Annotated in this window: 21 protein-coding genes and 1 pseudogene; 12 read left to right on the top strand and 10 right to left on the bottom strand. The window is 71.4% G+C overall.

Annotation, left to right across the window (positions count from 1 at the left end):
- Window positions 1-1,032, bottom strand: a 1,032-nt coding sequence (locus GXP76_RS20235; RefSeq protein ID WP_242572964.1) for a LacI family DNA-binding transcriptional regulator, incomplete at its 3' end; no start/stop codon positions are given.
- Window positions 1,033-1,369: 337 nt separating this feature from the next.
- Here GXP76_RS20235 and GXP76_RS20230 point away from each other — a divergent pair.
- Both GXP76_RS20230 and GXP76_RS20225 read left to right on the top strand, forming a co-directional pair.
- Window positions 1,370-2,668 carry a M14 family metallocarboxypeptidase gene (locus GXP76_RS20230; protein ID WP_242572963.1) on the top strand — a complete coding sequence of 433 codons (1,299 nt, stop codon included), beginning with the start codon at window positions 1,370-1,372 and terminating at the stop codon, window positions 2,666-2,668.
- Window positions 2,669-2,857: 189 nt separating this feature from the next.
- The gene (locus GXP76_RS20225; RefSeq protein WP_242572967.1) at window positions 2,858-4,549 is read left to right on the top strand and encodes a BCCT family transporter; all 1,692 of its coding nucleotides are present in this window, start codon (window positions 2,858-2,860) and stop codon (window positions 4,547-4,549) included.
- Between the two features lie 43 nt (window positions 4,550-4,592).
- On the opposite strand, the gene GXP76_RS20220 is transcribed toward GXP76_RS20225, so the two are convergent.
- Window positions 4,593-5,546: an FAD-dependent oxidoreductase gene (locus GXP76_RS20220; protein ID WP_242572962.1), complete on the bottom strand. Its 954-nt coding sequence runs from the start codon at window positions 5,544-5,546 to the stop codon at window positions 4,593-4,595.
- A gap of 155 nt (window positions 5,547-5,701) precedes the next feature.
- Between GXP76_RS20220 and GXP76_RS20215 the strand changes: the two genes are divergently transcribed.
- Both GXP76_RS20215 and GXP76_RS20210 read left to right on the top strand, forming a co-directional pair.
- Entirely contained in the window at window positions 5,702-6,217 is a 516-nt protein-coding gene (locus GXP76_RS20215; RefSeq protein ID WP_242572961.1) for a TrmH family RNA methyltransferase, read from the top strand.
- A gap of 54 nt (window positions 6,218-6,271) precedes the next feature.
- Window positions 6,272-7,915 carry an ABC-F family ATP-binding cassette domain-containing protein gene (locus GXP76_RS20210; RefSeq protein ID WP_242572960.1) on the top strand — a complete coding sequence of 548 codons (1,644 nt, stop codon included), beginning with the start codon at window positions 6,272-6,274 and terminating at the stop codon, window positions 7,913-7,915.
- A 377-nt stretch (window positions 7,916-8,292) separates the two neighbouring features.
- On the opposite strand, the gene GXP76_RS20205 is transcribed toward GXP76_RS20210, so the two are convergent.
- The 4 genes from GXP76_RS20205 to GXP76_RS20195 all read right to left on the bottom strand — a co-directional run bounded on the left by GXP76_RS20205 (window position 8,293) and on the right by GXP76_RS20195 (window position 12,743).
- Window positions 8,293-10,689 carry a Tex family protein gene (locus GXP76_RS20205; protein WP_242572959.1) on the bottom strand — a complete coding sequence of 799 codons (2,397 nt, stop codon included), beginning with the start codon at window positions 10,687-10,689 and terminating at the stop codon, window positions 8,293-8,295.
- 115 nt (window positions 10,690-10,804) lie between these two features.
- A complete protein-coding gene (locus GXP76_RS35665; RefSeq protein ID WP_252120200.1) occupies window positions 10,805-10,936 on the bottom strand; it encodes an LPFR motif small protein in 132 nt (43 codons plus the stop codon).
- A gap of 81 nt (window positions 10,937-11,017) precedes the next feature.
- The gene (locus GXP76_RS20200; protein ID WP_242572958.1) at window positions 11,018-11,881 is read right to left on the bottom strand and encodes a hypothetical protein; all 864 of its coding nucleotides are present in this window, start codon (window positions 11,879-11,881) and stop codon (window positions 11,018-11,020) included.
- A 94-nt stretch (window positions 11,882-11,975) separates the two neighbouring features.
- The gene (locus GXP76_RS20195; RefSeq protein WP_242572957.1) at window positions 11,976-12,743 is read right to left on the bottom strand and encodes an enoyl-CoA hydratase/isomerase family protein; all 768 of its coding nucleotides are present in this window, start codon (window positions 12,741-12,743) and stop codon (window positions 11,976-11,978) included.
- 237 nt (window positions 12,744-12,980) lie between these two features.
- Between GXP76_RS20195 and GXP76_RS20190 the strand changes: the two genes are divergently transcribed.
- Entirely contained in the window at window positions 12,981-13,511 is a 531-nt protein-coding gene (locus tag GXP76_RS20190) for an ATP-binding protein (RefSeq protein WP_242572966.1), read from the top strand.
- Here the strand turns inward: GXP76_RS20190 and idi are convergent.
- The 4 genes and pseudogenes from idi to galE all read right to left on the bottom strand — a co-directional run bounded on the left by idi (window position 13,486) and on the right by galE (window position 17,298).
- The gene (gene idi / locus GXP76_RS20185; RefSeq protein ID WP_242572956.1) at window positions 13,486-14,079 is read right to left on the bottom strand and encodes an isopentenyl-diphosphate Delta-isomerase; all 594 of its coding nucleotides are present in this window, start codon (window positions 14,077-14,079) and stop codon (window positions 13,486-13,488) included. The genes GXP76_RS20190 and idi overlap by 26 nt on opposite strands.
- A gap of 144 nt (window positions 14,080-14,223) precedes the next feature.
- Window positions 14,224-14,943: pseudogene (locus GXP76_RS20180) on the bottom strand (class I SAM-dependent methyltransferase); the annotation flags it as partial.
- A gap of 282 nt (window positions 14,944-15,225) precedes the next feature.
- Window positions 15,226-16,167, bottom strand: coding sequence for a cation diffusion facilitator family transporter (locus GXP76_RS20175; RefSeq protein WP_242572955.1), 942 nt, complete (start codon window positions 16,165-16,167; stop codon window positions 15,226-15,228).
- A 147-nt stretch (window positions 16,168-16,314) separates the two neighbouring features.
- Window positions 16,315-17,298, bottom strand: a complete 984-nt coding sequence (galE, locus tag GXP76_RS20170) for a UDP-glucose 4-epimerase GalE (RefSeq protein ID WP_242572954.1) — start codon at window positions 17,296-17,298, stop codon at window positions 16,315-16,317.
- 344 nt (window positions 17,299-17,642) lie between these two features.
- Between galE and GXP76_RS20165 the strand changes: the two genes are divergently transcribed.
- From GXP76_RS20165 to GXP76_RS20135, 7 genes are all read left to right on the top strand, one after another.
- A complete protein-coding gene (locus GXP76_RS20165) occupies window positions 17,643-19,592 on the top strand; it encodes a DUF5941 domain-containing protein (protein ID WP_242572965.1) in 1,950 nt (649 codons plus the stop codon).
- A complete protein-coding gene (locus tag GXP76_RS20160; RefSeq protein ID WP_242572953.1) occupies window positions 19,589-20,326 on the top strand; it encodes a sugar phosphate nucleotidyltransferase in 738 nt (245 codons plus the stop codon). The genes GXP76_RS20165 and GXP76_RS20160 overlap by 4 nt, the downstream gene beginning before the upstream one ends.
- Window positions 20,314-21,375 carry an iron-containing alcohol dehydrogenase family protein gene (locus tag GXP76_RS20155; protein ID WP_242572952.1) on the top strand — a complete coding sequence of 354 codons (1,062 nt, stop codon included), beginning with the start codon at window positions 20,314-20,316 and terminating at the stop codon, window positions 21,373-21,375. The genes GXP76_RS20160 and GXP76_RS20155 overlap by 13 nt, the downstream gene beginning before the upstream one ends.
- On the top strand, window positions 21,353-22,132 hold the full coding sequence (locus GXP76_RS20150) for a CDP-alcohol phosphatidyltransferase family protein (protein WP_242572951.1): 780 nt from the start codon (window positions 21,353-21,355) through the stop codon (window positions 22,130-22,132). The genes GXP76_RS20155 and GXP76_RS20150 overlap by 23 nt, the downstream gene beginning before the upstream one ends.
- Before the next feature lie 5 nt (window positions 22,133-22,137).
- Window positions 22,138-23,010, top strand: a complete 873-nt coding sequence (locus tag GXP76_RS20145; protein WP_078074128.1) for a glycosyltransferase family 2 protein — start codon at window positions 22,138-22,140, stop codon at window positions 23,008-23,010.
- Window positions 23,011-23,162: 152 nt separating this feature from the next.
- Window positions 23,163-24,101 carry an ABC transporter permease gene (locus GXP76_RS20140; protein ID WP_242572950.1) on the top strand — a complete coding sequence of 313 codons (939 nt, stop codon included), beginning with the start codon at window positions 23,163-23,165 and terminating at the stop codon, window positions 24,099-24,101.
- Window positions 24,094-24,879 carry an ABC transporter ATP-binding protein gene (locus GXP76_RS20135; protein ID WP_147876309.1) on the top strand — a complete coding sequence of 262 codons (786 nt, stop codon included), beginning with the start codon at window positions 24,094-24,096 and terminating at the stop codon, window positions 24,877-24,879. The genes GXP76_RS20140 and GXP76_RS20135 overlap by 8 nt, the downstream gene beginning before the upstream one ends.
- The last annotated feature ends 48 nt before the right edge of the window (window positions 24,880-24,927 follow it).

The following is a 24,927-nucleotide window of genomic DNA, read 5'->3' as shown; positions in this document are numbered from 1 at the left end:
GGCCCGCCGCACCAGCGTGGTCGGGGTGATCACGGACGCCGGGGACCGTGCCTCCGCGCTGTCCTTGTCGAGCCCGCGCAGCAGCAGCCGCGCCATCAGCCGGCCCTGGCCCTCCACGTCCTGCCGGATCGTGGTCAGCGGCGGGTCGGTGTCCTCGGCGATGGACTCCATGTCGTCGAACCCGACCAGCGCCACCTCCCGCGGCACCGAGATCCCGCGCTCGCGCAGCACCCGCAGCGCACCGGACGCCATCAGGTCGTTGGCCGCGAACACCGCGTCCAGGTCCGGGCGCCGGTCCAGCAGTTCACGCATCGCCCGCGCACCGCTGTCCACCGTGAACTCGCCCTCGGTGATCAGGCCCGGGTCAGCGTCGAGCAGTACGTCGCGGTAGCCGTCGAGCCGGTCCGTGGACGAGGTCTGGTCGGGCGGGCCCGCGATGTGCGCGATGCGTTCGCGCCCGAGGTCGCGCAGGTACTGCACGGCCGCCCGCGCGCCGCCGCGGTTGTCGGCGTCCACGTACGGCACACCCTGATCGCTGGGCGCCGCGGTCCAGCTCGGCCGGCCGCCGTACACCGTCGGTGTTCCCGAGCGGCGGATGATGGCCGGCAGCGGATCGTCGATGTGCAGCGAGAAGGCGAGGGCGCCGTCCACATGGCCGCCCGCCAGATACCGTGCGATCCGCCCGAAGTCACCGGGCCCTTCGAGCAGGAGCAGCACCAACTGGGTGTCGTGCGCGGTCAGTTCCTTGCTGATGCCGCGTATCTGCTGCGAGAAGAACGGGTCGGAGAAGATCCGGATCTCCGGCTCGGCGATGATCACGGCGACCGCGCCGGTCCGCCGGGTGACCAGTGTGCGGGCCGCGTGGTTCGGCACGTACCCCAGTTCGTCGACGGCCCGGAGCACCTTGTCGACCAGCGGCTGCCGCACCCCCGCACCGCCGTTGACGACCCGGGACGCGGTGGCCCGGGAGACGCCGGCACGCTCCGCGACGGCTTCCAGCGTGGGCCGGGACCCAGGTGACTGCTCGGGCAAGGCGGGCGCTCCTCGTCGGTGGCCGTGCGGGTGGGCACGGCCCTGTTCTGGCCGGTGGACACGTGCGTGCCCGAAAGGGGCCCGGTGGCGGTACGGGAGACCGAACGGGCCGCCGGACCGGTACAGGGTATCCGCTGCCCCCGGACCCGAGAGAGCGCTCCCAGAGTCCCGTTCGCACGTCCCCGCAGGTGCGGCGTGCGTCCACCGACTTAAGGCTGATCGTGGACAGCCCTCTGTCGCACCGTTGTTCACGGGAGTACGTTTCCGCCCCATGGAGATCCGTTCACGGGGCAAGCGTCCGCCGCACCACCCCGCCGAGCTTCGGAGACCGCTACTGATGACGTCCCGGATTCGCACCCTCGTCCTGTCGGTGGCGGCAGCCGCCCTCGTCGTCCCCCTCACCGCCCTTCCCTCCTCAGCACGCCCGGCCGCCCCGGCCGACACCCCGCCGCGCACCGGCTTCGAAGAGAGCGACGGCGCCGAGTGGACCTCCCTGGAGCGTGAGCAGGAATTCCTCGCCGCCGTCGAGCGCGGCGGCGACGGGGTCGCGGTCAGCACCATCGGCACCACCAAGCAGGGCCGCCCGCTCAACCTCGTCGAGCTGGGCAACAAGCGTTCCGTGACCAGCGTCCTGCTGATCTGCAGTCAGCACGGTGACGAGCCCTCGGGCCGCGAGGCGTGCCTCACCACGGTCCGCGACCTGGCCTATCCGAAGGACCGCGCGACGAAGCGGTTCCTGGACCGTACGAGCGTCCTGGTCGTCCCGACCGCCAACCCCGACGGGCGGGCCGCCGACACCCGGGGCAACTCCGACGGCGTCGACATCAACCGCGACCACATCGCGCTCAAGACGGCCGAGGGACGCACCATGGCCGCCCTCACGCGCGACCGCGAGCCCGACATCATCTACGACCTGCACGAGTACGGGGCCACCCCGCCGTACTACGACAAGGACCTCTTCGACCTCTGGCCGCGCAACCTCAACACCTCCTCGCGGGTGCACAAGGAGGCGCAGACCCTGTCGGAGGCGTACGTGCGCCCGGCCGCCCGCGCCGCGGGCCACTCCATCGGCACGTACGGGATCTGGACCGACCCCGTCACCGGCGACCCGATCAGGCAGACCGCGGGCGACGGCCAGGAGCGCATCCTGCGCAACGCCTCCGGCGTCAAGCACTCCGTCGGTCTGCTCATCGAGAGCCGGGTCGACCCGGGGTCCGAGGCCGAGGAGAACGATCCCGCGCTGAACCAGCGGCGCCGGGTCGACAGCCAACTCGACTCCCTCAAGGGGCTGTTCGGCTACACCGACGAGCGCCGCACTCAGATCGCCGCCGCCACCGCGCTCTCCCGCGCCGCCGGACTGCTCGACCGGGGCGCGGTCTACCTGGGAGGCGCCGACAACGAGCCCGCCGCCCCCGAGGACACCCTCGGCGATCCGCCCTGCGGCTACCGGCTGGACGCCGCCCAGTACGCGGATGTGAAGGACGAGCTGGCGTTGCACGGTGTGAAGGCGCTGCCCACACGCGGTGACACCGCCTTCGTGCCGCTGCGCCAGTCCCAGCGCAAGCTGATCCCGCTCCTCCTCGACGGACGCGCCACCTACCACCTCACCGTTGGACAACCCGTGGCGACTTGTTGATAGAAAGAGACGCAAGTCACATGTGTGAGTTCCGGTCCGGTGGATAGTCGTGCATCAGTCCACGAAGATCCGCCGGACCGGGTCCAAGGCGTCACGGAGCGCCGACCCACTGCTCCGTGAACCCCCGAAAGGTGTTTGCCCGTGTCGCAGGACGCTCAGAAACCGGGAGCCGAAGGAGGCCCGCCGTCGGTGACGACGGCGGGCCCCGGCCATCCCCAGGACTCCCAACGCCCCCAGACCGACCGGGTGGTGTTCGGTGTCACGGCCGTCCTCACACTCGCCTTCGTGATCTGGGGTTCGGTCGCCACCGACTCCCTGGAGGACGTGTCGAGTTCGATGCTCTCCGGGCTGATCCACAACGGCGGCTGGGCCTTCGTCCTGGTGGCCTCGGGCTTCGTGGTCTTCGCCCTCTGGCTGGCGATCAGCCGTTACGGCAAGATCACCCTCGGTGAGGAGGGGGAGGGGCCCGAGTTCAGAACCATCTCCTGGGTCGCCATGATGTTCAGCGCCGGCATGGGCATCGGCCTGATGTTCTTCGGCGTGAACGAACCGCTCACCTTCTTCACCGACCCGCCCCCCGGCACGAACCCTCCCGACGCGGCGGCGGCCACCGAGACCGCCATGGCCACCACGCTCTTCCACTGGACGCTGCACCCGTGGGCCATCTACGCCGTGGTCGGCCTCGCCATCGCCTACAGCACCTTCCGGCGCAAGCGGCGCCAGACGATCAGCGCGGTCTTCGTCCCGCTCCTCGGCGAGAAGCACGCCTACGGACCCACCGGCCGCGTCATCGACATCCTCGCGATCTTCGCGACGCTCTTCGGTTCGGCCGCCTCGCTGGGCCTCGGCGCACTCCAGATCGGCAGCGGGGTCACCGAGCTGAACTGGCGCGACAACGTCAGCACCGCGCTGCTCGTCACCATCATCGCCGTCCTGACCCTGGCGTTCGTGGCCTCGGCGGTCTCCGGTGTCGAGAAGGGCATCCAGTGGCTCTCCAACACCAACATGGTGCTGGCGCTGTTCCTCGCCCTGTTCGTGTTCATCCTCGGCCCGACCGTCTTCATCCTCGACCTGCTGCCGACCTCGATCGCCGCCTACTTCGGTGACCTGGCCGAGCTCGCGGGCCGTACCGAGGCCAGCAGCGGCAAGGGCGTCGCCGAATGGCTCGGCAGCTGGACGGTCTTCTACTGGGCCTGGTGGATCTCCTGGACGCCCTTCGTCGGCATGTTCATCGCCCGTATCAGCCGCGGCCGGACGATCCGTCAGTTCGTGGGCGGCGTCATCCTCGTACCGAGCACCGTCAGCCTGATCTGGTTCGCCATCTTCGGCGGTTCGGCCATCCGGCTCCAGGAGGACAAGGGCCAGCTCGCGAAGGAGGCGACCCCCGAGGGCCAGCTCTTCCAGCTGCTCCAGGACTTCCCGATCGCCACCGTCACCAGCCTGCTGGTGATGATCCTCGTCGGCATCTTCTTCGTCTCCGGCGCCGACGCCGCGTCCATCGTGATGGGCACCCTCTCCCAGAAGGGGCACTTCGAGCCCAACAAGTACGTGATCGTCTTCTGGGGTGTGCTGACCGGTGCGGTCGCCGCGGTGATGCTGCTCGTCGGCAACGGTGGCGGCGACGCGCTCAAGGGCTTGCAGAACATGACGATCCTGGTGGCCGCGCCCTTCGCGCTCGTCATGATCGGCATGTGTGTGGCCCTCATGCGCGACCTGCGCCACGACCCGCTGATCGTCCGCAGCGAGCGGGGCGTCGAGGTCGTCGAGTCGGCGGTCATCGCCGGCCACGAGCAGTACGACGGCGACTTCGAGATCCGGATCGGCCCGGCGCCCGAGGACGGGCCGGCCGGAAACACCCCGGAGACGTCGGCGTCACGCTGACACCGCTCCCCATGGGTACGGAGGCCGCCCGGCCCCCGCGGGTTCACCCCGCGAGGCGGGCGGCCTCCTCCGCGCAGCCCCAGGCCACGGTGACGCCCGCGCCACCGTGGCCGTAGTTGTGCACGAGCCGTGCCCCGCCCGGCAGCCGGACCTCCTCGATCCGCACCCGGGGCCGCGCGGGACGCAGCCCCACCCGGTGCGCGAGGACCCGCGCGCCCCGCAGCTCCGGACGCAGCGCGGCGCACCGCCCGACGATCGCGGCGGCGGTCCCCGGATCGGGCAGCCGATCCCACACGTGCTCCTCCGCGGTCCCGCCGAGCACCAGACCGTACGGCTGCGGGAACAGATACGTCGTGGCGGCGGCGTCGTCCTCGCCCGGCGACACGAACCACTCGTCGATCCCCGGGTTCTCGACCACCACGAGCTGCCCGCGCACCGGAAACACCGACGCGTCGGGCACCAGCTCGCGGGCGGCCAGCCCCGAGCAGTTCAGCACGACGGACGCCTCGGCCGCCGCCTCCTCGAAGCCGCCGGCCGTTCGCCGCTCCACACTTCCGCCGGCGGCGCGCAGCCGCTCCTCCAAGTACCGCAGATGCGCGGGCATGTCGATCAGCGGCAGCCGGGCACGCAGCGCCTGACCGCACCCCTCCGGCAGCTCCCCGGCCCGCGCCTCCCGCAGCTCGGGCACCTCGTCCGCCCAACTCCCCAGGCCCGTACGGGGGGTGTCGGCCATCAGGCCCGCCACGACGCGTACGCCGGTCCTCTCCGGATCGCGCGCCAGCGCGACGTACTCGCGCAACGACCGCAGGGACCACGGCCCGACCAGCTCGGCGGGCTCGATCCGGTACGGCCAGAACAGCGCGCCCGCCACCGCCGACGTGGTCCGTCCGGCGGGCTCCCGCGACCACACCCGCACCCGTCGACCCCGCTCGGCGAGCACGACGGCGCTCGTCAGCCCGACGACCCCGCCTCCGACGACGATCACCGTGTCATTCATGTCCGGGACGGTAGCCGAGGCGGAAACCGGTGGACATCCCGCCGTCGCGCGAGCCATCCTCGGTCCAACCCGACGATGGCCCCGGCGAGCCGCGAATCGCCGTACGACGTGAACCACATGACCTCACAGCCCCGGAGGCCGGCGGCCTCGCGGCGATGACCGCGATCCGCCCCCGTACCCCTTCCGAACTGCGCCGCGGCCGCCGCCCACGCGCGCACTCCTGCTGGGACCACCTCTACGCCGCCCCGCTGTGGCCCCTGCACGGAGCCAACCTCGGCACCCTCGCCCGTACCTGCGACGCCGTCGGCGCGTGCCTCGCCCTCCCGCGGTTCCCCTGGGTCCCGGAGGCACTGGCGCGCGGCAACACGCTGCGCAGACCCCCGTGCGTCCACTGGACGGGCGATCCGCTCGGCTGGCTCGCCCGGCAGCGGGAGCGCGGCGCGCACGTCGTGGGGGTCGAACTCGCCGACGAGGCGATACGCCTGGCGGACCTGCCCGCCGCCCGGCAGCGCACCGTGATGGTGCTGGGCCACGAACAGCACGGCATCCCACCCGAAGCACTCGACCTGCTGGACAGCTGCGTGGAGATCCCCATGGTCGGCACCGGCGCCAGCCTCAACGTCGCGGTCGCCGGCAGCCTCGCCCTCTACAGACTGGCAGGCCTGCTGTGACCCGCGGCTCCGCCCCGTAACCGCTCCCGATCAGCCCCTAGAATCGACGGTCTGATGACTGCCACTCTCGTCGCCAAGAATCTCGCCGCAGGACACGGTGACCGCTCACTCTTCGCCGGGCTCGACCTCGTCGTCGCGCCCGGCGACGTGATCGGGCTCGTCGGGGTCAACGGAGCCGGGAAGTCGACCCTGCTCCGGCTGCTCGCCGGGCTCGACACGCCCGAGGACGGGGCGCTGAGTCTCTCCCCGCCCACCGCCACCGTGGGCCACCTCCCGCAGGAGCCCGAGCGCCGTCCCGGCGAATCCGTACGGGACTTCCTCTCCCGGCGTACGGGCGTCACCGACGCCCAGGCCGTCCTCGACGCCGCCACCCAGGCACTCGTCGACGGGGCGCCCGGCGCCGACGACGCGTACGCCGTGGGCCTGGAGCGCTGGCTCGGACTCGGCGGCGCCGACCTCGACGAGCGCGCCGAGGAAGTGGCCGCTTCCCTCGGTCTGACCGTCGGCCTCGACCAGCCGATGACCGCGCTCTCCGGCGGCCAGGCCGCCCGCGCCGGCCTCGCGTCCCTGCTGCTCTCCCGTTACGACGTCTTCCTCCTGGACGAGCCGACCAACGACCTCGACCTCGACGGACTCGAACGTCTCGAATCCTTCGTCACGGGCCTGCGCGCGGGCACCGTCCTCGTCAGCCACGACCGCGAATTCCTCACCCGCACCGTCACCAGGGTCCTCGAACTCGACCTGGCCCAGCAGCAGGTCAACCTCTTCGGCGGCGGCTACACGGCGTATCTGGAAGAGCGCGAGCGGGCGAGGCTGCACGCCCGTGAGGAGTACGAGGAGTACGCCGACAAGCGCTCGGCCCTCCAGGGCCGGGCCCAGACACAGCGCTCCTGGATGGAGAAGGGCGTCAAGAACGCGCGCCGCAAGGCCACGGACAACGACAAGATCGGCCGCAAGTTCCGCTCCGAATCCACCGAGAAGCAGGCCGCGAAGGCCCGCCAGACCCAGCGGCTGATCGAACGCCTGGACGCCGAGGCCGTGGACGAGCCCCGCAAGGAGTGGGAGCTGAGGATGGAGATCGCGTCGGCCCCGCGCTCCGGGTCGGTCGTCGCGACGCTCAACGGCGCCGAGGTCCGGCGCGGTGACTTCCGGTTCGGGCCCGCCTCGCTCCAGATCGACTGGGCGGACCGCGTGGCGATCACCGGCGCGAACGGCGCGGGCAAGTCCACCCTGCTGGCGCTCCTGCTGGGAAGGCTGTCGCCCGACGCGGGAGCGGCCTCGCTCGGCTCGGGCGTCGTGGTCGGCGAGGTCGACCAGGCCCGCGCGCTGTTCCACGGTACGGAGACCCTGCTGGAGGCGTTCTGCGCGGCCGTCCCGGACACGGAGCCGGCCGAAGTCCGCACCCTGCTCGCCAAGTTCGGCCTCAAGGCGGCGCACGTACTGCGCCCGGCGACGACGCTCTCCCCGGGCGAACGCACCCGGGCGGCCCTCGCGCTGCTCCAGGGCAGGGGAGTGAACCTCCTGGTCCTCGACGAGCCGACGAACCATCTCGACCTGGCGGCGATCGAGCAACTGGAGTCGGCGCTCGACTCCTACGAGGGCACGCTGCTGCTGGTCACACACGACCGCCGGATGCTGGGGGCCGTCCGGACGGGACGGCGTATCGAGGTCGCGGCCGGCAAGGTGACGGAGGCCTGACGGGACCGCCGGCGCTCGGGCCGCGCTGCCCGCCGCGCCGGTCCCGCGGGCCGCGCGCGTGCGGTTACGGTGGCGCCGCGTTGCCGGGGATGGTCGCGGCGGCGAGTGCCGTGGCCGTCAACGTCGCGACCTCGAAGGAGGCACCCCGGCCCCGGGGACCGGACCCTGCTGTCCCGTTGGCACATCGCCATACTGCTGTGCCGCACCGCTGAGCACGTTCCTTACCGGGCGCGTCCGCCGACGCCATGGACCGCGCAGCCGGACATCATGGGCCGGTGCGCGGGCAAGCCTGATTGAGCGGCGCGGCCGGCCGTCGCCGCGCCCGGCGTCCCCGGCGAACCCGTGCCCACGGGTTCGCCGGGGACGCCCGGTGGCGTTCAGCCCCCGAGCCCCGCCCTCCGGAGCGCGTCGGCCATCGCGCTGTTCGCCGGTGCGGGCTTCGACTGCTGCTTCGACGGCGCCTGCCGCTTCGCGCCGCGATCACCGCCCCGGTCACCGCCGCGGCCCTTGCCGCCACCGCCACCGCCGCGCCGCTGCTGCGGAGCACGGTCACCACCGCCGGAGTCCGCGCCGCCGGTCTCCGTGTCGTCGTCCAGCCGCAGCGTCAGCGAGATCCGCTTGCGCGGGATGTCGACCTCCCGCACCTTCACCTTCACCACGTCACCGGGCTTCACCACGTCCCGCGGGTCCTTCACGAACGTCTTCGACATCGCGGACACGTGCACCAGACCGTCCTGGTGCACGCCGACATCCACGAACGCCCCGAACGCCGCGACGTTCGTGACCACGCCCTCCAGCACCATCCCTGCGGTGAGATCGCCGATCTTCTCGACACCGTCCTTGAACGTCGCCGTCTTGAACGCCGGTCGCGGGTCCCGCCCCGGCTTCTCCAGCTCACGCAGGATGTCGTTCACCGTCGGCAGCCCGAACGCGTCGCTCACGTAGTCGGCGGCGCGCAGCGAGCGCAGCGCCCCCGCGTTGCCCATCAGCGCCGCGACCTCGCCGCCCGTCGTCTTCACCATCGCGCGGACCACCGGATACGCCTCCGGGTGGACGGACGACGCGTCCAGCGGATCGTCACCGTCGCGGATGCGCAGGAAGCCGGCGCACTGCTCGTACGCCTTCGGCCCCAGCCGCGCCACGTCCTTCAGCGCCCGGCGGGAACGGAACGGTCCGTTGGAGTCGCGGTGGGAGACGATGTTCTCGGCGAGACCGGCGCCGATGCCCGACACCCGCGAAAGCAGCGGCGCCGAGGCGGTGTTGACGTCGACACCGACGCCGTTCACACAGTCCTCCACGACGGCGTCGAGCGAGCGGGAGAGCTTCACCTCGGACAGGTCGTGCTGGTACTGGCCGACACCGATGGACTTGGGGTCGATCTTGACCAGCTCGGCGAGCGGGTCCTGGAGCCGCCGGGCGATCGAGACGGCGCCGCGGATCGACACGTCGAGATCCGGCAGCTCCTGGGAGGCGAACGCGGAGGCGGAGTACACGGAGGCGCCCGCCTCCGAGACCATCACCTTCGTGAGCTTCAACTCCGGGTGCTTCGCGATCAGTTCGGCCGCCAGCTTGTCCGTCTCGCGGGACGCCGTGCCGTTGCCGATGGCGATCAGGTCGACGGAGTGCTCGGCGCAGAGCCGCGCGAGCTTCGCCAGGGACTCGTCCCACTTGTTCGCCGGGACGTGCGGATGGATCGTGTCGATGCCGACGACCTTGCCCGTCGCGTCGACCACGGCGACCTTGACGCCCGTGCGGAAGCCCGGGTCGAGCCCGAGCGTGGCGCGGGTGCCGGCGGGCGCCGCCAGCAGCAGATCGCGCAGGTTCGACGCGAAGACCCGTACCGCCTCGTCCTCGGCGGCCGTGCGCAGCCGAAGGCGCAGGTCGATGCCGAGGTGGACGAGGATCCGGGTGCGCCAGGCCCAGCGGACCGTGTCGCCGAGCCACTTGTCGCCGGGCCGGCCGCGATCGGCGACGCCGAAGCGGCGGGCGATCATGTTCTCGTAACCGCTGGGGCCCGGCCGGGCGTCGGCGTCCTCCGTCTCCGGCTCCAGGCTGAGATCCAGGACCTCTTCCTTCTCGCCCCGGAAGAGCGCGAGCATGCGGTGCGAGGGGAGTGCGGTGAAGGCCTCGGCGAAGTCGAAGTAGTCCGCGAACTTGGCCGCGGGCCCCTCCGTCGCGTTGCCCTTGCCCTCGCGGACCTTCGCCGTGAGCCGGCCGCGCGTCCACATGCGCTCCCTCAGCTCACCGATGAGGTCGGCGTCCTCGGAGAAGCGTTCGGTGAGGATGGCACGGGCGCCGTCCAGCGCGGCGGCGGCGTCGGCGACACCCTTGTCGGTGTCGACGAACGCCGCCGCGGCGGTCAGCGGGTCCACCGACGGATCGCCGAGCAGGCCCGAGGCGAGTGGTTCGAGCCCGGCCTCGCGGGCGATCTGCGCCTTCGTACGCCGCTTGGGCTTGAACGGCAGATAGATGTCCTCGAGCCGCGACTTGGTGTCGGCGGCCCGGATCCGCGCCTCCAGAGCCTCGTCCAGCTTGCCCTGTTCCCGTACGGACTCCAGGATCGCCGTCCGGCGCTCTTCGAGTTCACGCAGGTAGCGCAGCCGCTCCTCGAGCGTGCGCAGTTGCGCGTCGTCGAGCATCTCGGTCGCTTCCTTGCGGTAGCGGGCGATGAACGGCACGGTCGATCCGCCGTCCAGCAGCTCGACGGCCGCCTTCACCTGCCGCTCGCGTACGCCTAGTTCCCCGGCGATCCTGCCTTCGATGGACGTCGTCACGTTCTCCCCGACTCGGCTCTCGTGCTGGCTGTGCTGGTGCCTGCATTGTGCCGGGTGGCCGGGTGCCGTGTCGCGCGCCCTCTCGATCGGCGACGTCGTGGCGTCCGGCGACGGGTCAGACGCGGCGGGCGCGGCCGCCGCCGCGCGAGGCGCCGCCGAAGAGCTTGGCGACGAGCCGGAACGGCAGCGTGACCACGGTGGCGATCGCTCCACCGACGGCGCGAAGTGCATCTGCGATGGCACGCATGACGGAAACCTCCTGCTAGATGTGCGGGCCTGCCTTACCGGCCCGCACTCTGCGGTTTGCCGCTGACCGTCCCCGCAAACGTCAGCCCTTCCCGATGAGATCGTCCGGGAAGGCGCCGGCGCCGGCCGCGGCCATCAGGAATCCGCGCGCCAGCTCGGTCAGCCGCTCCACCCCGTCGGCGCCCAGATGCTCGTACGGGGCGCTGTCGAGCCGGTCCGTGTGCTCCTCCAGTTCGGCGCGGAGCGCGGTCCCCGTCCCGGTCAGCTCGCCCGCCTCGTCGAGCAGCCCGCGCTCCCGCAGCCGGCCGGCCGCGGCGTCCCAGTCCGTACGGTGCCAGCCCCGGGTGCCGAGCACCCAGCGCGGGGACATGCCCTTGCCGGTCGCCGTGTGGCTGACGAGCGCCTCGACCGGGTCGAGCCCCGCGGACAGCAGCGCGGCGAGATGGCCGTCGCCGCGGTGTTCGCGCAGCAGCGTCGCCGCGTGCCAGTAGGCCAGGTGCGGCTGCTCGGGCACCGGCAGGTCGGCGTGTGCGGCGTAGAGCGGGCGGGCGTGCCGGTCGCACGCCTCGGTGGCGCGCAGGGCGAGCCGGGCGGCCTCGGCCATCTCGTCGGACGCGACGGCCTCCTCACCGAGGACGCGCCGCAGGGTGGAGTCCACGGCGCGCAGCCGGGCGTCGAGCACGGCCTCGGGAGAGGCGGCGCGCCAGACGGCGGGGACGTGGCGGGCGACGAGGTCGTAGCTGAAGTTGTAGAAGGCGGCGGCGATCACACCGGGCCCGACCGCGCCCATCGCGGCGCCGCGCCCGGCGAAGTACGCGGCCCTCGGGTCGTCGATGCCGACTCCGGCGAGCTCCTTGTCGAGGTCCGGGGAGAAGTAGACCGTCGAGTGCAGCGGATTGACGGAGTTGTGACAGCGGCGTCCGGCGCGCGGCGCGAGAGTGGTCATGCCGGGTACGTTACCGACTGGTCGGTACGCCCGGAAGTCCGGGTGCGGGACAGGCCCGCCGAGGCCGTCCGGCGTCGGGGACGAGGCCCGCCGCTCAGTCCCGGACCGTCCACTCGAAGCGGGGCGTCCTGCGCTCCAGGAACGCCGCCACGCCCTCCGCGCGGTCCCCGCTGCCGCGCGCCTGCCCGTCCCAGTACGCGTCCCGGTCCTCGCGGCCCGTCGCGTACTCCTTCGCCGCCGCCTGCGTCAGCTGTGATCGGCTGACCAGCAACCGGGTGAACTCGGCCACCCGCCTGCCCAGTTGGCCGGGCGCGAGCACCTCGTCCACCAGGCCGGTCCGCAGCGCCCGGTCGGTCTCGATCAACTCCCCGGAGAACAGCAGATACTTGGCGGTCGACGGGCCGACCAGCGAGACCAGCCGCCGGGTCGACGACGAGCGGTAGACGACACCGAGCTTCGCCGGCGTGACCCCGAACCGGGCGCCCTCCTCCGCGAACCGCAGATCGCAGGCGACGGCCAACTGGGCCCCGCCGCCCACGCAGTAGCCCCGTACGGCGGCCAGCGTCGGCTTGGGGAACGCCGCCAGCGCCTCCTCGGCCCGCACACTCAGATCCTGTATCGCGTCACCGGGCTCGCGCAGCGCGCCGATGTCGGCGCCCGCGCTGAAGGAGTCACCGGCGCCGGTGAGCACCAGGGCCCGTACGGCGGGATCCGCCGCCATCCGGGCCAGCACATCGGGCAGCGCCCGCCACATGTCCGCCGTCAGCGCGTTGCGTTTGGCGGGATGCGTGACGGTCACGGTGGCGACCCCGTCGGCGACGGCGCTGACCAGGCGTGGCGTCGCGGTCTCGGTGGGCTCCATGCGCCGGATGCTATCGGGACGGGACGACCCCGTGATCGCGAAGGGCCGGAAACAAGGGGCCAGGAAAGCGCCATGTCCGGTCAGCCGTCCGACATGGTTGAACGCACCCGGACACAATCCGTCGATAGGCGCTGACTTCTGTTCAGTGCGGTGGTCCGTACGTCCTTGTTCCCAAGACTCTCGGTCCGAGGAACAGCGCGCTCGGAGCGCTGCCGAACCGAGGGTGGGTGCGCGGTGGTGGAGAGCCTGGGAAGTGTCCCGGCAAGACCGCTTCCGTACGAGGGAGTCTGGCGGTTCACCGCCCCCTCGATCGAGGTCTCCGTGCCCCAGGCGCGGCGCGCCGTACGAGACCTGCTGGAGCGTCAGGGCGCCCCGGCGTCCGAGGACCTCGTGCAGGGTTTGCTGCTGATCGTCTCGGAGCTGGTGACCAACGCCGTACGGCACGCGGCCCTGCTGTCGCCCGAGATCGCGGTGGAGGTCGCCATCGCCGCCGACTGGATCCGGGTCTCCGTGGAGGACAACCACCCCTACCGGCCGAAGGCGCTGGAGCGGGACTACGGGCAGACCGGCGGGCGCGGTCTGCTGCTCGTACGGGAGATCACCCTGGAGGCGGGCGGCACCTGCGACGTCGAGCACACGGCGAGCGGCGGGAAGATCGTCTGGGCGCTGCTCCCGCTGACGCCCGACGCCGCGGCGGTGCCGGCCGGGGAAGTCCGGGAAGTCCCGGAGGTCCGGGAGAGCGCTACCAGCCCCCGGCCGGCCCCGTGAGCTCCTTGACCGCCGGACGCGCCGCGTCCAGCACGGTCATGAACCAGGCCGAGAACGGAGCCGACCGGTGCCGCTCGGCCAGCTCCGCGGGTGTGACGAACGCCGTGTCACCGATCTCCGCCGGGTCCGGCCGCAGCGTCGTCTGCGCGAGCCCCACGAAGAGGTGGTTGTACTCCTGCTCGACCAGCCCGGACTCCGGGTCCGGGTGGTTGTAGCGGACCGTCCCCGCCTCGGCGAGCAGCGTGGGCGAGATGCCCAGCTCCTCGTACGTACGGCGCGCGGCGGCGGCGAAGGGCGCCTCGCCCGGATACGGGTGCCCGCAGCAGGTGTTCGACCAGACGCCGGGGGAGTGGTACTTGCCGAGCGCGCGGCGCTGGATCAGCAGCCTGCCCTGCTCGTCGAAGAGGAAGACGGAGAACGCCCGGTGCAGCTGACCCGGTGCCTGATGTGCCGCGAGCTTCTCGGCCGTGCCGATGGTGTTGCCGTCCTCGTCGACCAGCTCCAGCATGATCGATTCTTGTACGCCGTTCGGCGAGCTGCTCGCCGCAGTGACAGGTGTGGTCGGCATAGCCATCCTTCGCTTCGGTCCTCGGCCCCCAAGTCTGCCGTACGACAGCGTGTTGTCCGCACTTCCGTGAAACGGGCATGTCCGCCCCCGCGATGTGCTCCGCGGGGGCGGACAGGTGCGCCGCTACTCGGCCGGTGCCCGGTCCGGCCGCAGGACGTAGCCGGTGTACCCGTACTCCGTGCCGTGCTCGCGGCGCATCGCGATCTCCGCGCGCGTCAGGGCCAGCGCCCGCGCCATGCCGGGCGCCCGCGGGTCGGCGGCGTCGGCCCGCTCGCCGAGCGGCCCGTAGTACTCGTCCCAGTCGCTCTCCGGCTGCCGGTACACCTCCAGCACGGTGTACCCGGCGGCGACGGCCGCCGCCGAGTTCTCCCCGGTCGTACGGAGCGGGTACTGCTCGTCCCAGAAGGCGCGCGCCTCGGCGCCCGGATCGGCCGTCGTCCACTCGCACTCGGTGACGACCAGCGTGCCGCCGGGTGCCAGCAGCCGCCGCCAGCGGGCCAGGCCGTTGTCGAAACCGATGGAGTAGACCGAGCTCTCCGCCCACACCAGGTCGAACGACCCGTCCGGGTAGGGGAGTTCGGCCATGTCCGCCGTCTCCGTGCTGATCGATCCGCTGAGCCCGGGGGCGGCGGCGCCGCGCCGCAGCTCGTCGAGGAACGGTTCGTGCAGATCGACGGCGGTCACGTGCGCCCCGGCCTCGGCGGCCAGCAGGAGCGACACCCTGCCCGGGCCGCAGCCCAGGTCGAGCGCGCGCGGACGCGACGGCAGCGGCCTCGCGAAGGACAGCAGCCGCCGGGTGGTGGTGTCGGAGCCCGGCCCCTGCCGGGGCAGGCCGTGGTGCAGGGAGAAGAAGGCGTCGTACAGCTCGGCTTCAGCCGATCCGTCGCGCGCGTGCTGTGCGTCGTTGTCGGACAACGTGAGAACCCTTGTGTGTGAAGGGGCTCCGGCCGACGCGGGACCGGTGTGGTGCGACCGGTCAGCCGGCAGCCCGGAAGCTGGGGAAGGACCGTGTGCCGCGCGAGGCGACCTCCACTGCGACGGTCATCGACCCCAGCTCCTCTCACCGCTTCCGGGAGACCACCGACGGTCTCCGGCCCGGACTCTAACAGGGGGCCACAGGCGCCCCACGGGGATTTCCGCCCTGCGTCAGTGGCAGAGGTTCGCCTCGTGCTCGGCGTGCCCCACCGGCTCCAGCTGGAAGGTGCAGTGCTCCACGTCGAAGTGGCTGCCGAGACAGCCCTGGAGGTCGTGGAGCATCTTCTCGTGCCCGACGCTGTCCAGCACGGACTGGTCCACCACCACGTGCGCCGAGAGCACCGGCATGCCCGAGGTGATCGTCCAGGCGTGCAGGTCGTGCACGTCCGCCACTCCGGGGAGCGCCACCATGTGCGCCCTGACCTCGGCCATGTCCACACCCTTGGGGGCCGCCTCCAGCAGCACGTTCAGCGTCTCGCGCAGCAGCTTCACCGTCCTCGGGACGATCATCAGACCGATCACCAGGGACGCGATCGGGTCGGCCGCCTGCCACCCGGTGGTCAGGATGACCGTCGCCGAGATCAGGACGGCCACCGAGCCGAGTGTGTCGGCCAGCACCTCCAGATACGCCCCGCGCACGTTGAGGCTTTCCTTCTGCCCGCGCATCAGCAGGGAGAGCGAGATCAGATTGGCGACCATGCCGACGGCCGCGAAGATGATCGCGAGACCGCCCTTGGTGTCGGCGGGGGTGATGAAGCGCTCGACCGCCTCGAAGAGCAGGAAGCCGCCGACACCGAGCAGCAGCAGACAGTTGGCGAGCGCGGCCAGGATCTCCGCGCGGGCGAGGCCGAACGTACGGTTGCCCGTCGACGGCCGGCTTGCGAAGTGGATGGCGAGCAGCGCCAGCGCGAGACCGACCGCGTCCGTCGCCATGTGGGCGGCGTCGGCGATCAGGGCCAGTGAGTCGGCGGCGATACCGCCGATGATCTCCATGACCATCACCGACAGGGTGATTCCCAGCGCGATCCGCAGCCGTCCCTTGTAGGCGGCGGTGGCGGTTCCCGGAGGCGGCGCGCCACCGTGCGTGTGCCCGTGATCGTGCCCAGCCCCCATGCGGATGCCTCCCGGATTGTTCGAGCCGATGCGGCCAGTGAACTACGGGTGGGGGGTATCGGGCAACACGGCACTGAACACCGTTGTCATTCCCTCTGACCTGCGGGAATGGCCGCAGGTCAGCGAAGTGACAAGATCGTTGAGGGGTCAGTCCGCAGCCGGCTCCGGATGGCGGAGCCGCCACCCCTCCCACGCCGATTCGACCATCTCGCGTACCCCGTGCCGCGCCGTCCAGCCCAGCTCCGCGGTGATCGACTCGACCGAGGCGACGGCCTTCGCCGCGTCGCCCGCCCGCCGGGACTCGACCACCGGCGGAAGCGTGTGACCCGTGACCTCGGCCACCAGGTCCGCCAGCTCGCGCACCGACACGCCCTCGCCGCGCCCGATGTTGTACGTCAGGTCCCCGGGCGCCTCGAACTCGGCCAGCCGCCGGGCGACCGCCAGATGGGCGTCGGCGAGATCCGCGACATGGATGTAGTCCCGTACGCAGGTGCCGTCCGGTGTCGGGTAGTCCGCGCCGAAGATCCGCATCGGCTCACCGCGCGAGATGCGGTCGAAGAACATCGGGATGATGTTGAACACCCCGGTGTCCGCCAGATCGGGCCGCGCCGCCCCCGCCACGTTGAAGTAGCGCAGGCACGCGGTGGACAGCGAGTGGGCCCGGCCCGTGGCGCGTACCAGCCACTCACCCGTGAGCTTCGTCTCGCCGTACGGATTGATCGGCACCGCCGGGGTCTTCTCCGTGATCAGCTCCACATCGGGCACGCCGTACACGGCCGCCGACGACGAGAACAGGAACCGCTCGACCCCCGCGTCGACCACGGCCTCCAGCAGCACCGTCAGCCCGTGCACGTTCTCCCGGTAGTAGGCGAGCGGCCGCTCGACCGACTCACCCACCTGCTTCTTGGCCGCGAGATGCACCACACCGGTCACCGCGTGGTCGGCCAGCGCGCGGTCGACGACCTCCCGGTCGAGCAACGAGCCGCGCACCAGGGGGATTTCGGCGGGCAGCCGGTCCGGGACCCCGGACGAGACGTCGTCGAGGACGACGACCCGCTCTCCCGCCCCGGTCATGGACAGCGCCACATGCGCCCCGATGTACCCCGCTCCACCTGTGATCAGCCAAGTCATGCCGTCACCTTAGAGCCTGCCACCGGGGCGCCCCGGCCGTCGTACGGTTACCGGACGTTCACCCGCCGGTCGCGGCTTCGACGGTGCAGACCGTGTGGAGTCGGATATGTCTTACGGGACCCCTGCGGATCCCCGGCGGCCACGGTTTGTGAGGCGGGGCACCGATCGACAATGATGATCTCCCGGCGGGTCGGAATTGGCCCGGCTCATGGCGTCCGTCGCGTGAACGGGCAGTGAACTCAGGTTTCCGTTCATCCGATAGCCTCTGCCGACGTGCCGCCGCCCCCGGACGCCGGGTACAGCCGCCGCGCGTCCGCCCTGTCAGTGTCAAGGAGTGAATTCGTCTGTCGACCGCCATCCTCACCGGTACGCCGGTACCCGGATCGCCGCTCGAAGGCGATCTGCGGTCGCTGGGATTCGACGTGCGCACCGCGCCCGACGCGGCCACCGCGCTGAGCCTGCTCGCCTCGGTGCCCGCCACCGACCGGGTCGCCCTCGTCGACCAGCGTTTCGTCGGTCATCTCCACGCGCTGCGGCTGGCGTTGACCGATCCCCGCTTCCCGGCGGCGGCCGTCACCGGCGCGCTGACCGCGCGGCCCGAGGCGCGTGCCGCGCTGGCCGTGGCGCTGACCACCGTGACCGACGCCCCGGCCACCGGCCGTACGGACAGGGCGGCCGAGGCCCCCGCCGTACGGAGCGGCGGCGCCGGTGTCGTGACGGAGGCCGGGCAGCCGGCCACCCACACCGCCCCCGCGGCCTCCGGACTCCCGCTCGCCGACCGGGTGGTCGCCGCCGTCGAGGCCGACGGCACCCCCGTGCAGCGCCCGGAACTCGGCTCGCTCGTCGCCGCCGTCCCGGACACACCGGCCGACCGCGCACAGGCGCTCGACGCCGTCGCGGCCGTCGACGACGAAGCCGTACGCCTGCGCACCGCAGTCAAGGCCCGCGACGGCTTCTTCACGACCTTCTGCATCAGCCCCTACTCCCGCTACCTCGCCCGCTGGTGCGCCCGGCGCGGACTGACCCCCAACCAGGTCACCACCGCGTCCCTGCTCACCGCGCTGATCGCGGCGGGCTGCGCGGCCACCGGCACCCGCGGCGGCTACGTCGCCGCCGGACTGCTGCTCCTCTTCTCCTTCGTGCTCGACTGCACCGACGGACAGCTCGCCCGCTACTCGTTGCAGTACTCGACGATGGGCGCCTGGCTGGACGCGACCTTCGACCGGGCCAAGGAGTACGCGTACTACGCCGGTCTCGCGATCGGCGCGGCCCGCGGCGGCGGCAGTGACGATGTATGGGCGCTCGCGCTGGCCGCGATGGTGCTCCAGAGCGTGCGGCACGTCGTGGACTTCTCCTTCAACGAGGCGAACCACGACGCCACCGCCGCAGCCGCCACCGCCGGGGGCAAGGAGGACAAGGCCGTCGTCGGCACCCCCACCACCGCCCTCTCCAGCAGGCTCGACAGCGTCGGCTGGACCGTCTGGGTCCGCAGGATGATCGTCCTGCCGATCGGCGAACGCTGGGCGATGATCGCCGTCCTCACCGCCCTCACCACCCCCAGGATCGTCTTCTACGCGCTCCTCGCCGGATGCGCCTTCGCCGCCTGCTACACCACCGCGGGCCGTGTCCTGCGCTCGGTCACCCGCAGGGCCGTCCGCACCGACCGGGCGGCGCGGGCGCTCGCCGACCTCGCCGACACGGGACCGCTCGCCGAACTGACCGCTCGCGCCGTGCGGCGCCCGGCCCGCGCGCTGCCCGGCGTACTGCCCCTCCTGATCGCCTTCGCGGGCGGCGCGGCGGCCGTCTCCATGGCCGCGTTCGGCCCGCTCGACAGCCCCGTGCTCGTCCTCGGCGCCCTGGTGTACGCCGTGACCTCGGGCATCGCCGTCGCCCACCGTATGGGCGGCGCGCTGGACTGGCTCATCCCGCCGGTCTTCCGGGCCGCCGAGTACAGCACCGTCCTGGTCCTCGCCGCCCGGGCCGACGTCCCCGGCGCCCTCCCCGCGGCATTCGGGCTGGTCGCGGCGGTCGCCTACCATCACTACGACACGGTGTACCGCATCCGGGGCGGCACCGGGGCCCCGCCCCGCGCGCTGGTCCGGGCACTCGGCGGACACGAGGGCCGCACGCTGCTCGTCACCGCGATCGCCGCCTTCTCCACGGCCGGATCCGACCTTCCGACGGCTCTGACGGTGCTCGCCGTCGTCGTCGCCGTGATCGCGCTCACGGAGTCCATCCGGTTCTGGGTTTCCTCCGGAGCCCCCGCCGTACACGACGAAGGAGAAACCGCATGATCGGCCTCGTACTGGCAGCCGGTGCCGGCAGGCGCCTGCGCCCCTACACCGACACGCTCCCCAAGGCCCTCGTGCCCGTGGACGGCGACACGACCGTCCTCGACCTGACGCTCGGCAACTTCGCGGAGATCGGGCTCACCGAGGCCGCGATCGTCGTCGGCTACCGCAAGGAGGCCGTGTACGAGCGCAAGGAGGCCCTGGAGGCGAAGTACGGCCTCAGCCTCACGCTCGTCGACAACGACAAGGCCGAGGAGTGGAACAACGCCTACTCGCTGTGGTGCGCCCGTGACGTCCTCAAGCGCGGTGTGATCCTCGCCAACGGCGACACCGTCCACCCCGTCTCCGTCGAGCGCACGCTGCTCGCCGCGCGCGGGGAGGGCCGGAAGATCATCCTCGCGCTGGACACGGTGAAGCGGCTCGCCGACGAGGAGATGAAGGTCATCACCGAGGCGGACAAGGGCGTGCGGCACATCACGAAGCTGATGGACCCCGCCACCGCGACCGGCGAGTACATCGGCGTCACCCTCATCGAGCCCGAGGCCGCCGACGAACTCGCCGACGCGCTGAGGACCACCTTCGAGCGCGACCCCGACCTCTACTACGAGGACGGCTACCAGGAACTCGTGAACAGAGGCTTCACCATCGACGTCGCCCCCATCGGCGACGTCCCGTGGGTGGAGATCGACAACCACGACGACCTCGCGAAGGGCCGTGTCATCGCGTGCCAGTACTGACCCGACTCATCCCGTCCCCGGTCGTCGTCGACATCACGCGCGGCGCCATGGACGACCTCGCCGGCCTCCTCGCCGACCAGCGGATCTCCGCGTCCGGCAAGCTCGCGCTGGCGGTCAGCGGCGGCTCGGGGCAGGCGCTGCGCGAGAAGCTGGCCCCCGTGCTGCCCGACGCCGACTGGTTCCTGGTCGCCGACGGCACCATCGACTGCGCGGTCAAGCTCGCCGACGACATAAAGGGCAAGCGGTACGACGCCGTCGTCGGACTCGGCGGCGGCAAGATCATCGACGTCGCGAAGTACGCGGCGGCCCGCGTGGGCCTGCCGATGGTGGCCGTCGCCACCAACCTCTCGCACGACGGTATCTGCTCGCCGATCTCCACCCTGGACAACGACAACGGCCGCGGCTCGTACGGCGTCCCGACGCCCATCGCCATCGTCGTCGACCTCGACGTCGTCCGTGACGCCCCGGACCGCTTCGTCCGCTCCGGTGTCGGCGACGCGCTCTCCAACCTCTCCGCCATCGCCGACTGGGAACTCTCCCACGAGATCAACGGCGAGCCCGTGGACGGGCTGGCCGCCGCCATGGGCCGGACCGCCGGTGAGGCCGTCCTGCGCCACCCCGGCACCGTCGGCGACGACGAGTTCCTGACCGTCCTGGCCGAGGCGCTCGTCCTGACGGGTATCGCCATGTCGATCAGCGGCGACTCGCGCCCGTCGTCCGGCGCCTGCCACGAGATCAGCCACGCCTTCGACCTCCTCTTCCCCAAGCGGGCGGCGAGCCACGGCGAGCAGGTCGGGATGGGCGCCGCTTTCGCGATGCATCTGCGCGGCGCGCACGCGCAGTCCCAGCTCATCGCCGAAGTACTGCGCCGACACGGGCTGCCGGTGCTGCCGGCCGAGATCGGTTTCAGCCTGGACGAATTCGTCCAGGCCGTGGATTACGCACCGCAGACCCGTCCGGGACGCTTCACGATCCTGGAGCACCTCAACCTGTCCCCGGACCAGATCAAGGACGCCTACGTCGACTATGCAAAAGCCATCGGTAGCTGAACTACGCCCGGTCGTTCACCCCCCGGGGGTCAAGGACCGGCGCAGCGGCGAGCACTGGGGGGGCCGGCTCTACATGCGCGAGGTCTCCCTGCGCATCGACCGGCACCTGGTGAACACGCGCGTCACGCCCAACCAGGTGACCTATGTGATGACCGCCGCGGCCGTCCTCGCCGCCCCCGCCCTCCTGGTGCCCGGCATCACGGGCGCGGTGCTCGGTGTGGTGATGGTCCAGCTCTATCTGCTGCTGGACTGCGTCGACGGCGAGATCGCCCGCTGGAAGAAGCAGTACTCGATGACCGGCGTCTACATGGACCGGGTCGCCGCGTACCTGTGCGACGCCGCCGTGCTGCTCGGCTTCGGACTGCGCGCCGCCGACCCGTGGGGCTCCGGGCGGATCGACTGGCTCTGGGCCTTCCTCGGCACCCTCGCCGCCCTCGGCGCCGTCCTGATCAAGGCCGAGACCGACCTCGTCGGTGTCGCCCGCCACCAGCAGGGTCTGCCGCCGGTCAAGGAGGCGGCGTCCGAGCCGCGCTCCTCCGGCATGGCGCTGGCCCGCCGGGCCGCCGGGGCGCTGAAGTTCCACCGCCTCATCCTCGGCATCGAGGCGTCGCTGCTGATCCTTCTGCTGGCGATCCTGGACGCGGTCCGTGACGACCTGTTCTTCTCCCGGCTCGGCGTCGCAGTGCTGGCCGGCATCGCCGTCGTACAGACGCTGCTGCACCTCGTGTCGATCCTCGCCTCCAGCAGGCTGAGGTGAGTGACATGCGGCTCGGCGCGGTGATCATCACCATGGGCAACCGTCCCGACGACCTCCGGGCCCTCATCGACTCCGTCGCCAAGCAGGACGGCGACCCGGTCGAGGTCGTCGTCGTCGGCAACGGCGCCCCCGTCGGCGACGTGCCCGACGGCGTACGGACCATCGAGCTGCCCGAGAACCTCGGCATCCCCGGTGGCCGCAACGTCGGCATCGAGGCGTTCGGCCCCTCCGGCGGCGACGTGGACGTCCTGCTCTTCCTCGACGACGACGGACTGCTGCCCGGCACCGACACCGCCGAACTGGTCCGCGCGGCGTTCGCCGCCGACCCGGTCCTCGGCATCGTCAGCTTCCGGATCGCCGACCCCGAGACCGGGCTCACCCAGCGCCGCCACGTCCCCCGGCTGCGCGCCTCCGACCCGCTGCGGTCCTCCCGTGTGACGACCTTCCTGGGCGGCGCCAACGCCGTCCGTACGAAGGTCATCGCCGAGGTCGGCGCCCTGCCCGGCGACTTCTTCTACGCGCACGAGGAGACCGACCTCGCCTGGCGGGCGCTGGACGCGGGCTGGATGATCGACTACCGCTCCGACATGGTGCTCTTCCACCCCACGATGCCGCCGTCGCGGCACGCGGTCTACCACCGCATGGTGGCCCGCAACCGGGTCTGGCTCGCGCGCCGCAACCTGCCCGCGCCCGTCGTTCCCGTCTACCTCGGCGTCTGGATCCTGCTCACCCTCGCCCGCCGTCCCACCGTCCCCGCGCTGAAGGCATGGTTCGGCGGTTTCCGGGAAGGCTGGACGACTCCGTGCGGTCCCCGCAGGCCCATGAAGTGGCGTACGGTGTGGCGGCTGACCCGACTGGGCCGACCGCCTGTCATCTGACAGGCTCGGCTCTGAGAGCATCGGGGCTGGGTCTGTCGTACGGATCAGGCCGAGCCCGGCACGATCCGAACGACAGACCTTTACTCCCGGGTCCCGGCCGTCCACGCCTGTGCCCGACCGGCTGCGCATCTTGAACACGAAAGTTTCAACTTGTGAGTGAGACAACCCATGACGGCGCGATCGCGATGAGCGCCCCGCCGTCACCCGACGACGGTCTGTCCTCGACCGAACTGGCCGCCAAGTACGGCCTGTCGGTGAGCGGTGCCCGTCCGGGACTGGCCGAGTACATCCGCAAGCTGTGGGGCCGGCGCCACTTCATCTTCGCCTTCTCCCAGGCGAAGCTCACGGCCCAGTACAGCCAGGCGAAACTCGGTCAGCTCTGGCAGGTGGCGACCCCACTTCTCAACGCCTTCGTCTACTTCCTGATCTTCGGCCTGATCCTGAACGCCGGCCGCGGCATGGAGATCCGCGTCTACATCCCGTTCCTGGTGACGGGCGTGTTCGTGTTCGCGTTCACACAGACGTCCGTGATGGCGGGCGTGAAGGCGATCTCGGGCAACCTCGGGCTGGTGCGCGCCCTGCACTTCCCGCGCGCCTCACTCCCCATCTCCTTCGCGCTCCAGCAGCTCCAGCAGCTGCTGTTCTCGATGATCGTGCTGCTCACCGTGGTGGTCGCGTTCGGCAGCCTCCCGGGCCTGTCCTGGCTGCTGGTGCTGCCCGTCCTGGTGCTCCAGTTCGTCTTCAACACCGGTCTCGCGCTGATCATGGCCCGGCTGGGCAGCAAGACGCCCGACCTCGCCCAGCTGATGCCGTTCATCATGCGGACCTGGATGTACGCGTCCGGCGTGATGTTCTCCATCCCGTTGATCCTCGCCGACAAGCCGAACGTGCCGAGCTGGATCGTCGACGTACTCCAGTACAACCCCGCCGCCATCTACATGGACCTCATCCGCTTCGCGCTGATCGACGACTACGGTTCCTCGAACCTGCCCCAGCACGTGTGGGCCGCGGGTCTCGCCTGGTCGCTGCTCGTCGGCATCGCGGGCTTCGTGTACTTCTGGAAGGCGGAGGAACGGTACGGCCGTGGCTGACCTCGACAAGCAGGGACGTGTCCCCACCGTCATCGCCGACGACGTGCACATCGTGTACCGCGTCAACGGCGGCGGCGGTGGCAAGGGCAGCGCGACCGCGGCGCTGAGCCGCATACTCAGGCGCGAAAAGGGCGAGTCGCGCGGGGTCCGCAAGGTCCACGCCGTCAGGGGGGTCACCTTCACCGCGTACCGCGGCGAGGCGATCGGCCTGATCGGGACCAACGGCTCGGGGAAGTCGACCCTGCTGCGTGCCATCGCGGGGCTGCTGCCCACGGAGCACGGCAAGGTGTACACGGACGGCCAGCCCTCGCTGCTCGGTGTCAACGCCGCGCTGATGAACGATCTCACCGGCGAGCGCAACGTCATCCTCGGCGGTCTGGCCATGGGCATGACGCGCGAGCAGGTACGGGAGCGCTACCAGTCCATCGTCGACTTCTCCGGCATCAACGAGAAGGGCGACTTCATCACCCTGCCGATGCGTACGTACTCCTCCGGCATGGCCGCCCGGCTCCGCTTCTCCATCGCGGCGGCCAAGGACCACGACGTCCTCATGATCGACGAGGCGCTGGCGACCGGTGACCGCAAGTTCCAGATCCGCTCCGAGGCGCGGATCCGTGAGCTGCGCAAGGAGGCGGGCACCGTCTTCCTGGTCAGCCACAGCAACAAGTCGATCAGGGACACCTGCGACCGGGTGCTGTGGCTGGAGAAGGGCGAACTCCTGATGGACGGCCCGACGGACGAGGTGCTCAAGGCGTACGAGAAGGAGACCGGCAAGTAGCCGTGTCCCCGGGGGAGTTCGGGCACCCGACACGTACCACCCCGGACA

Origin of the sequence: Streptomyces sp. NP-1717 (assembly GCF_022695985.1) — a bacterium.
In the GTDB taxonomy this organism is placed as follows: Bacteria; Actinomycetota; Actinomycetes; order Streptomycetales; family Streptomycetaceae; genus Streptomyces.
This window is presented reverse-complemented; position numbering and strand designations above follow the sequence as displayed.

Bases quoted from the DNA above. Each gene is read 5' to 3' on its own strand.
- idi (WP_242572956.1), bottom strand. From the start codon at position 14,079: ATGCCGACCACACCTGTCACTGCGGCGAGCAGCTCGCCGAACGGCGTA.
- GXP76_RS20210 (WP_242572960.1), top strand. From the start codon at position 6,272: ATGACTGCCACTCTCGTCGCCAAGAATCTCGCCGCAGGACACGGTGAC.
- GXP76_RS20175 (WP_242572955.1), bottom strand. From the start codon at position 16,167: ATGGGGGCTGGGCACGATCACGGGCACACGCACGGTGGCGCGCCGCCT.
- GXP76_RS20215 (WP_242572961.1), top strand. From the start codon at position 5,702: ATGACCGCGATCCGCCCCCGTACCCCTTCCGAACTGCGCCGCGGCCGC.
- galE (WP_242572954.1), bottom strand. From the start codon at position 17,298: ATGACTTGGCTGATCACAGGTGGAGCGGGGTACATCGGGGCGCATGTG.
- GXP76_RS20160 (WP_242572953.1), top strand. From the start codon at position 19,589: ATGATCGGCCTCGTACTGGCAGCCGGTGCCGGCAGGCGCCTGCGCCCC.
- GXP76_RS35665 (WP_252120200.1), bottom strand. From the start codon at position 10,936: ATGCGTGCCATCGCAGATGCACTTCGCGCCGTCGGTGGAGCGATCGCC.
- GXP76_RS20150 (WP_242572951.1), top strand. From the start codon at position 21,353: ATGCAAAAGCCATCGGTAGCTGAACTACGCCCGGTCGTTCACCCCCCG.
- GXP76_RS20195 (WP_242572957.1), bottom strand. From the start codon at position 12,743: ATGGAGCCCACCGAGACCGCGACGCCACGCCTGGTCAGCGCCGTCGCC.
- GXP76_RS20220 (WP_242572962.1), bottom strand. From the start codon at position 5,546: ATGAATGACACGGTGATCGTCGTCGGAGGCGGGGTCGTCGGGCTGACG.
- GXP76_RS20230 (WP_242572963.1), top strand. From the start codon at position 1,370: ATGACGTCCCGGATTCGCACCCTCGTCCTGTCGGTGGCGGCAGCCGCC.
- GXP76_RS20145 (WP_078074128.1), top strand. From the start codon at position 22,138: ATGCGGCTCGGCGCGGTGATCATCACCATGGGCAACCGTCCCGACGAC.
- GXP76_RS20200 (WP_242572958.1), bottom strand. From the start codon at position 11,881: ATGACCACTCTCGCGCCGCGCGCCGGACGCCGCTGTCACAACTCCGTC.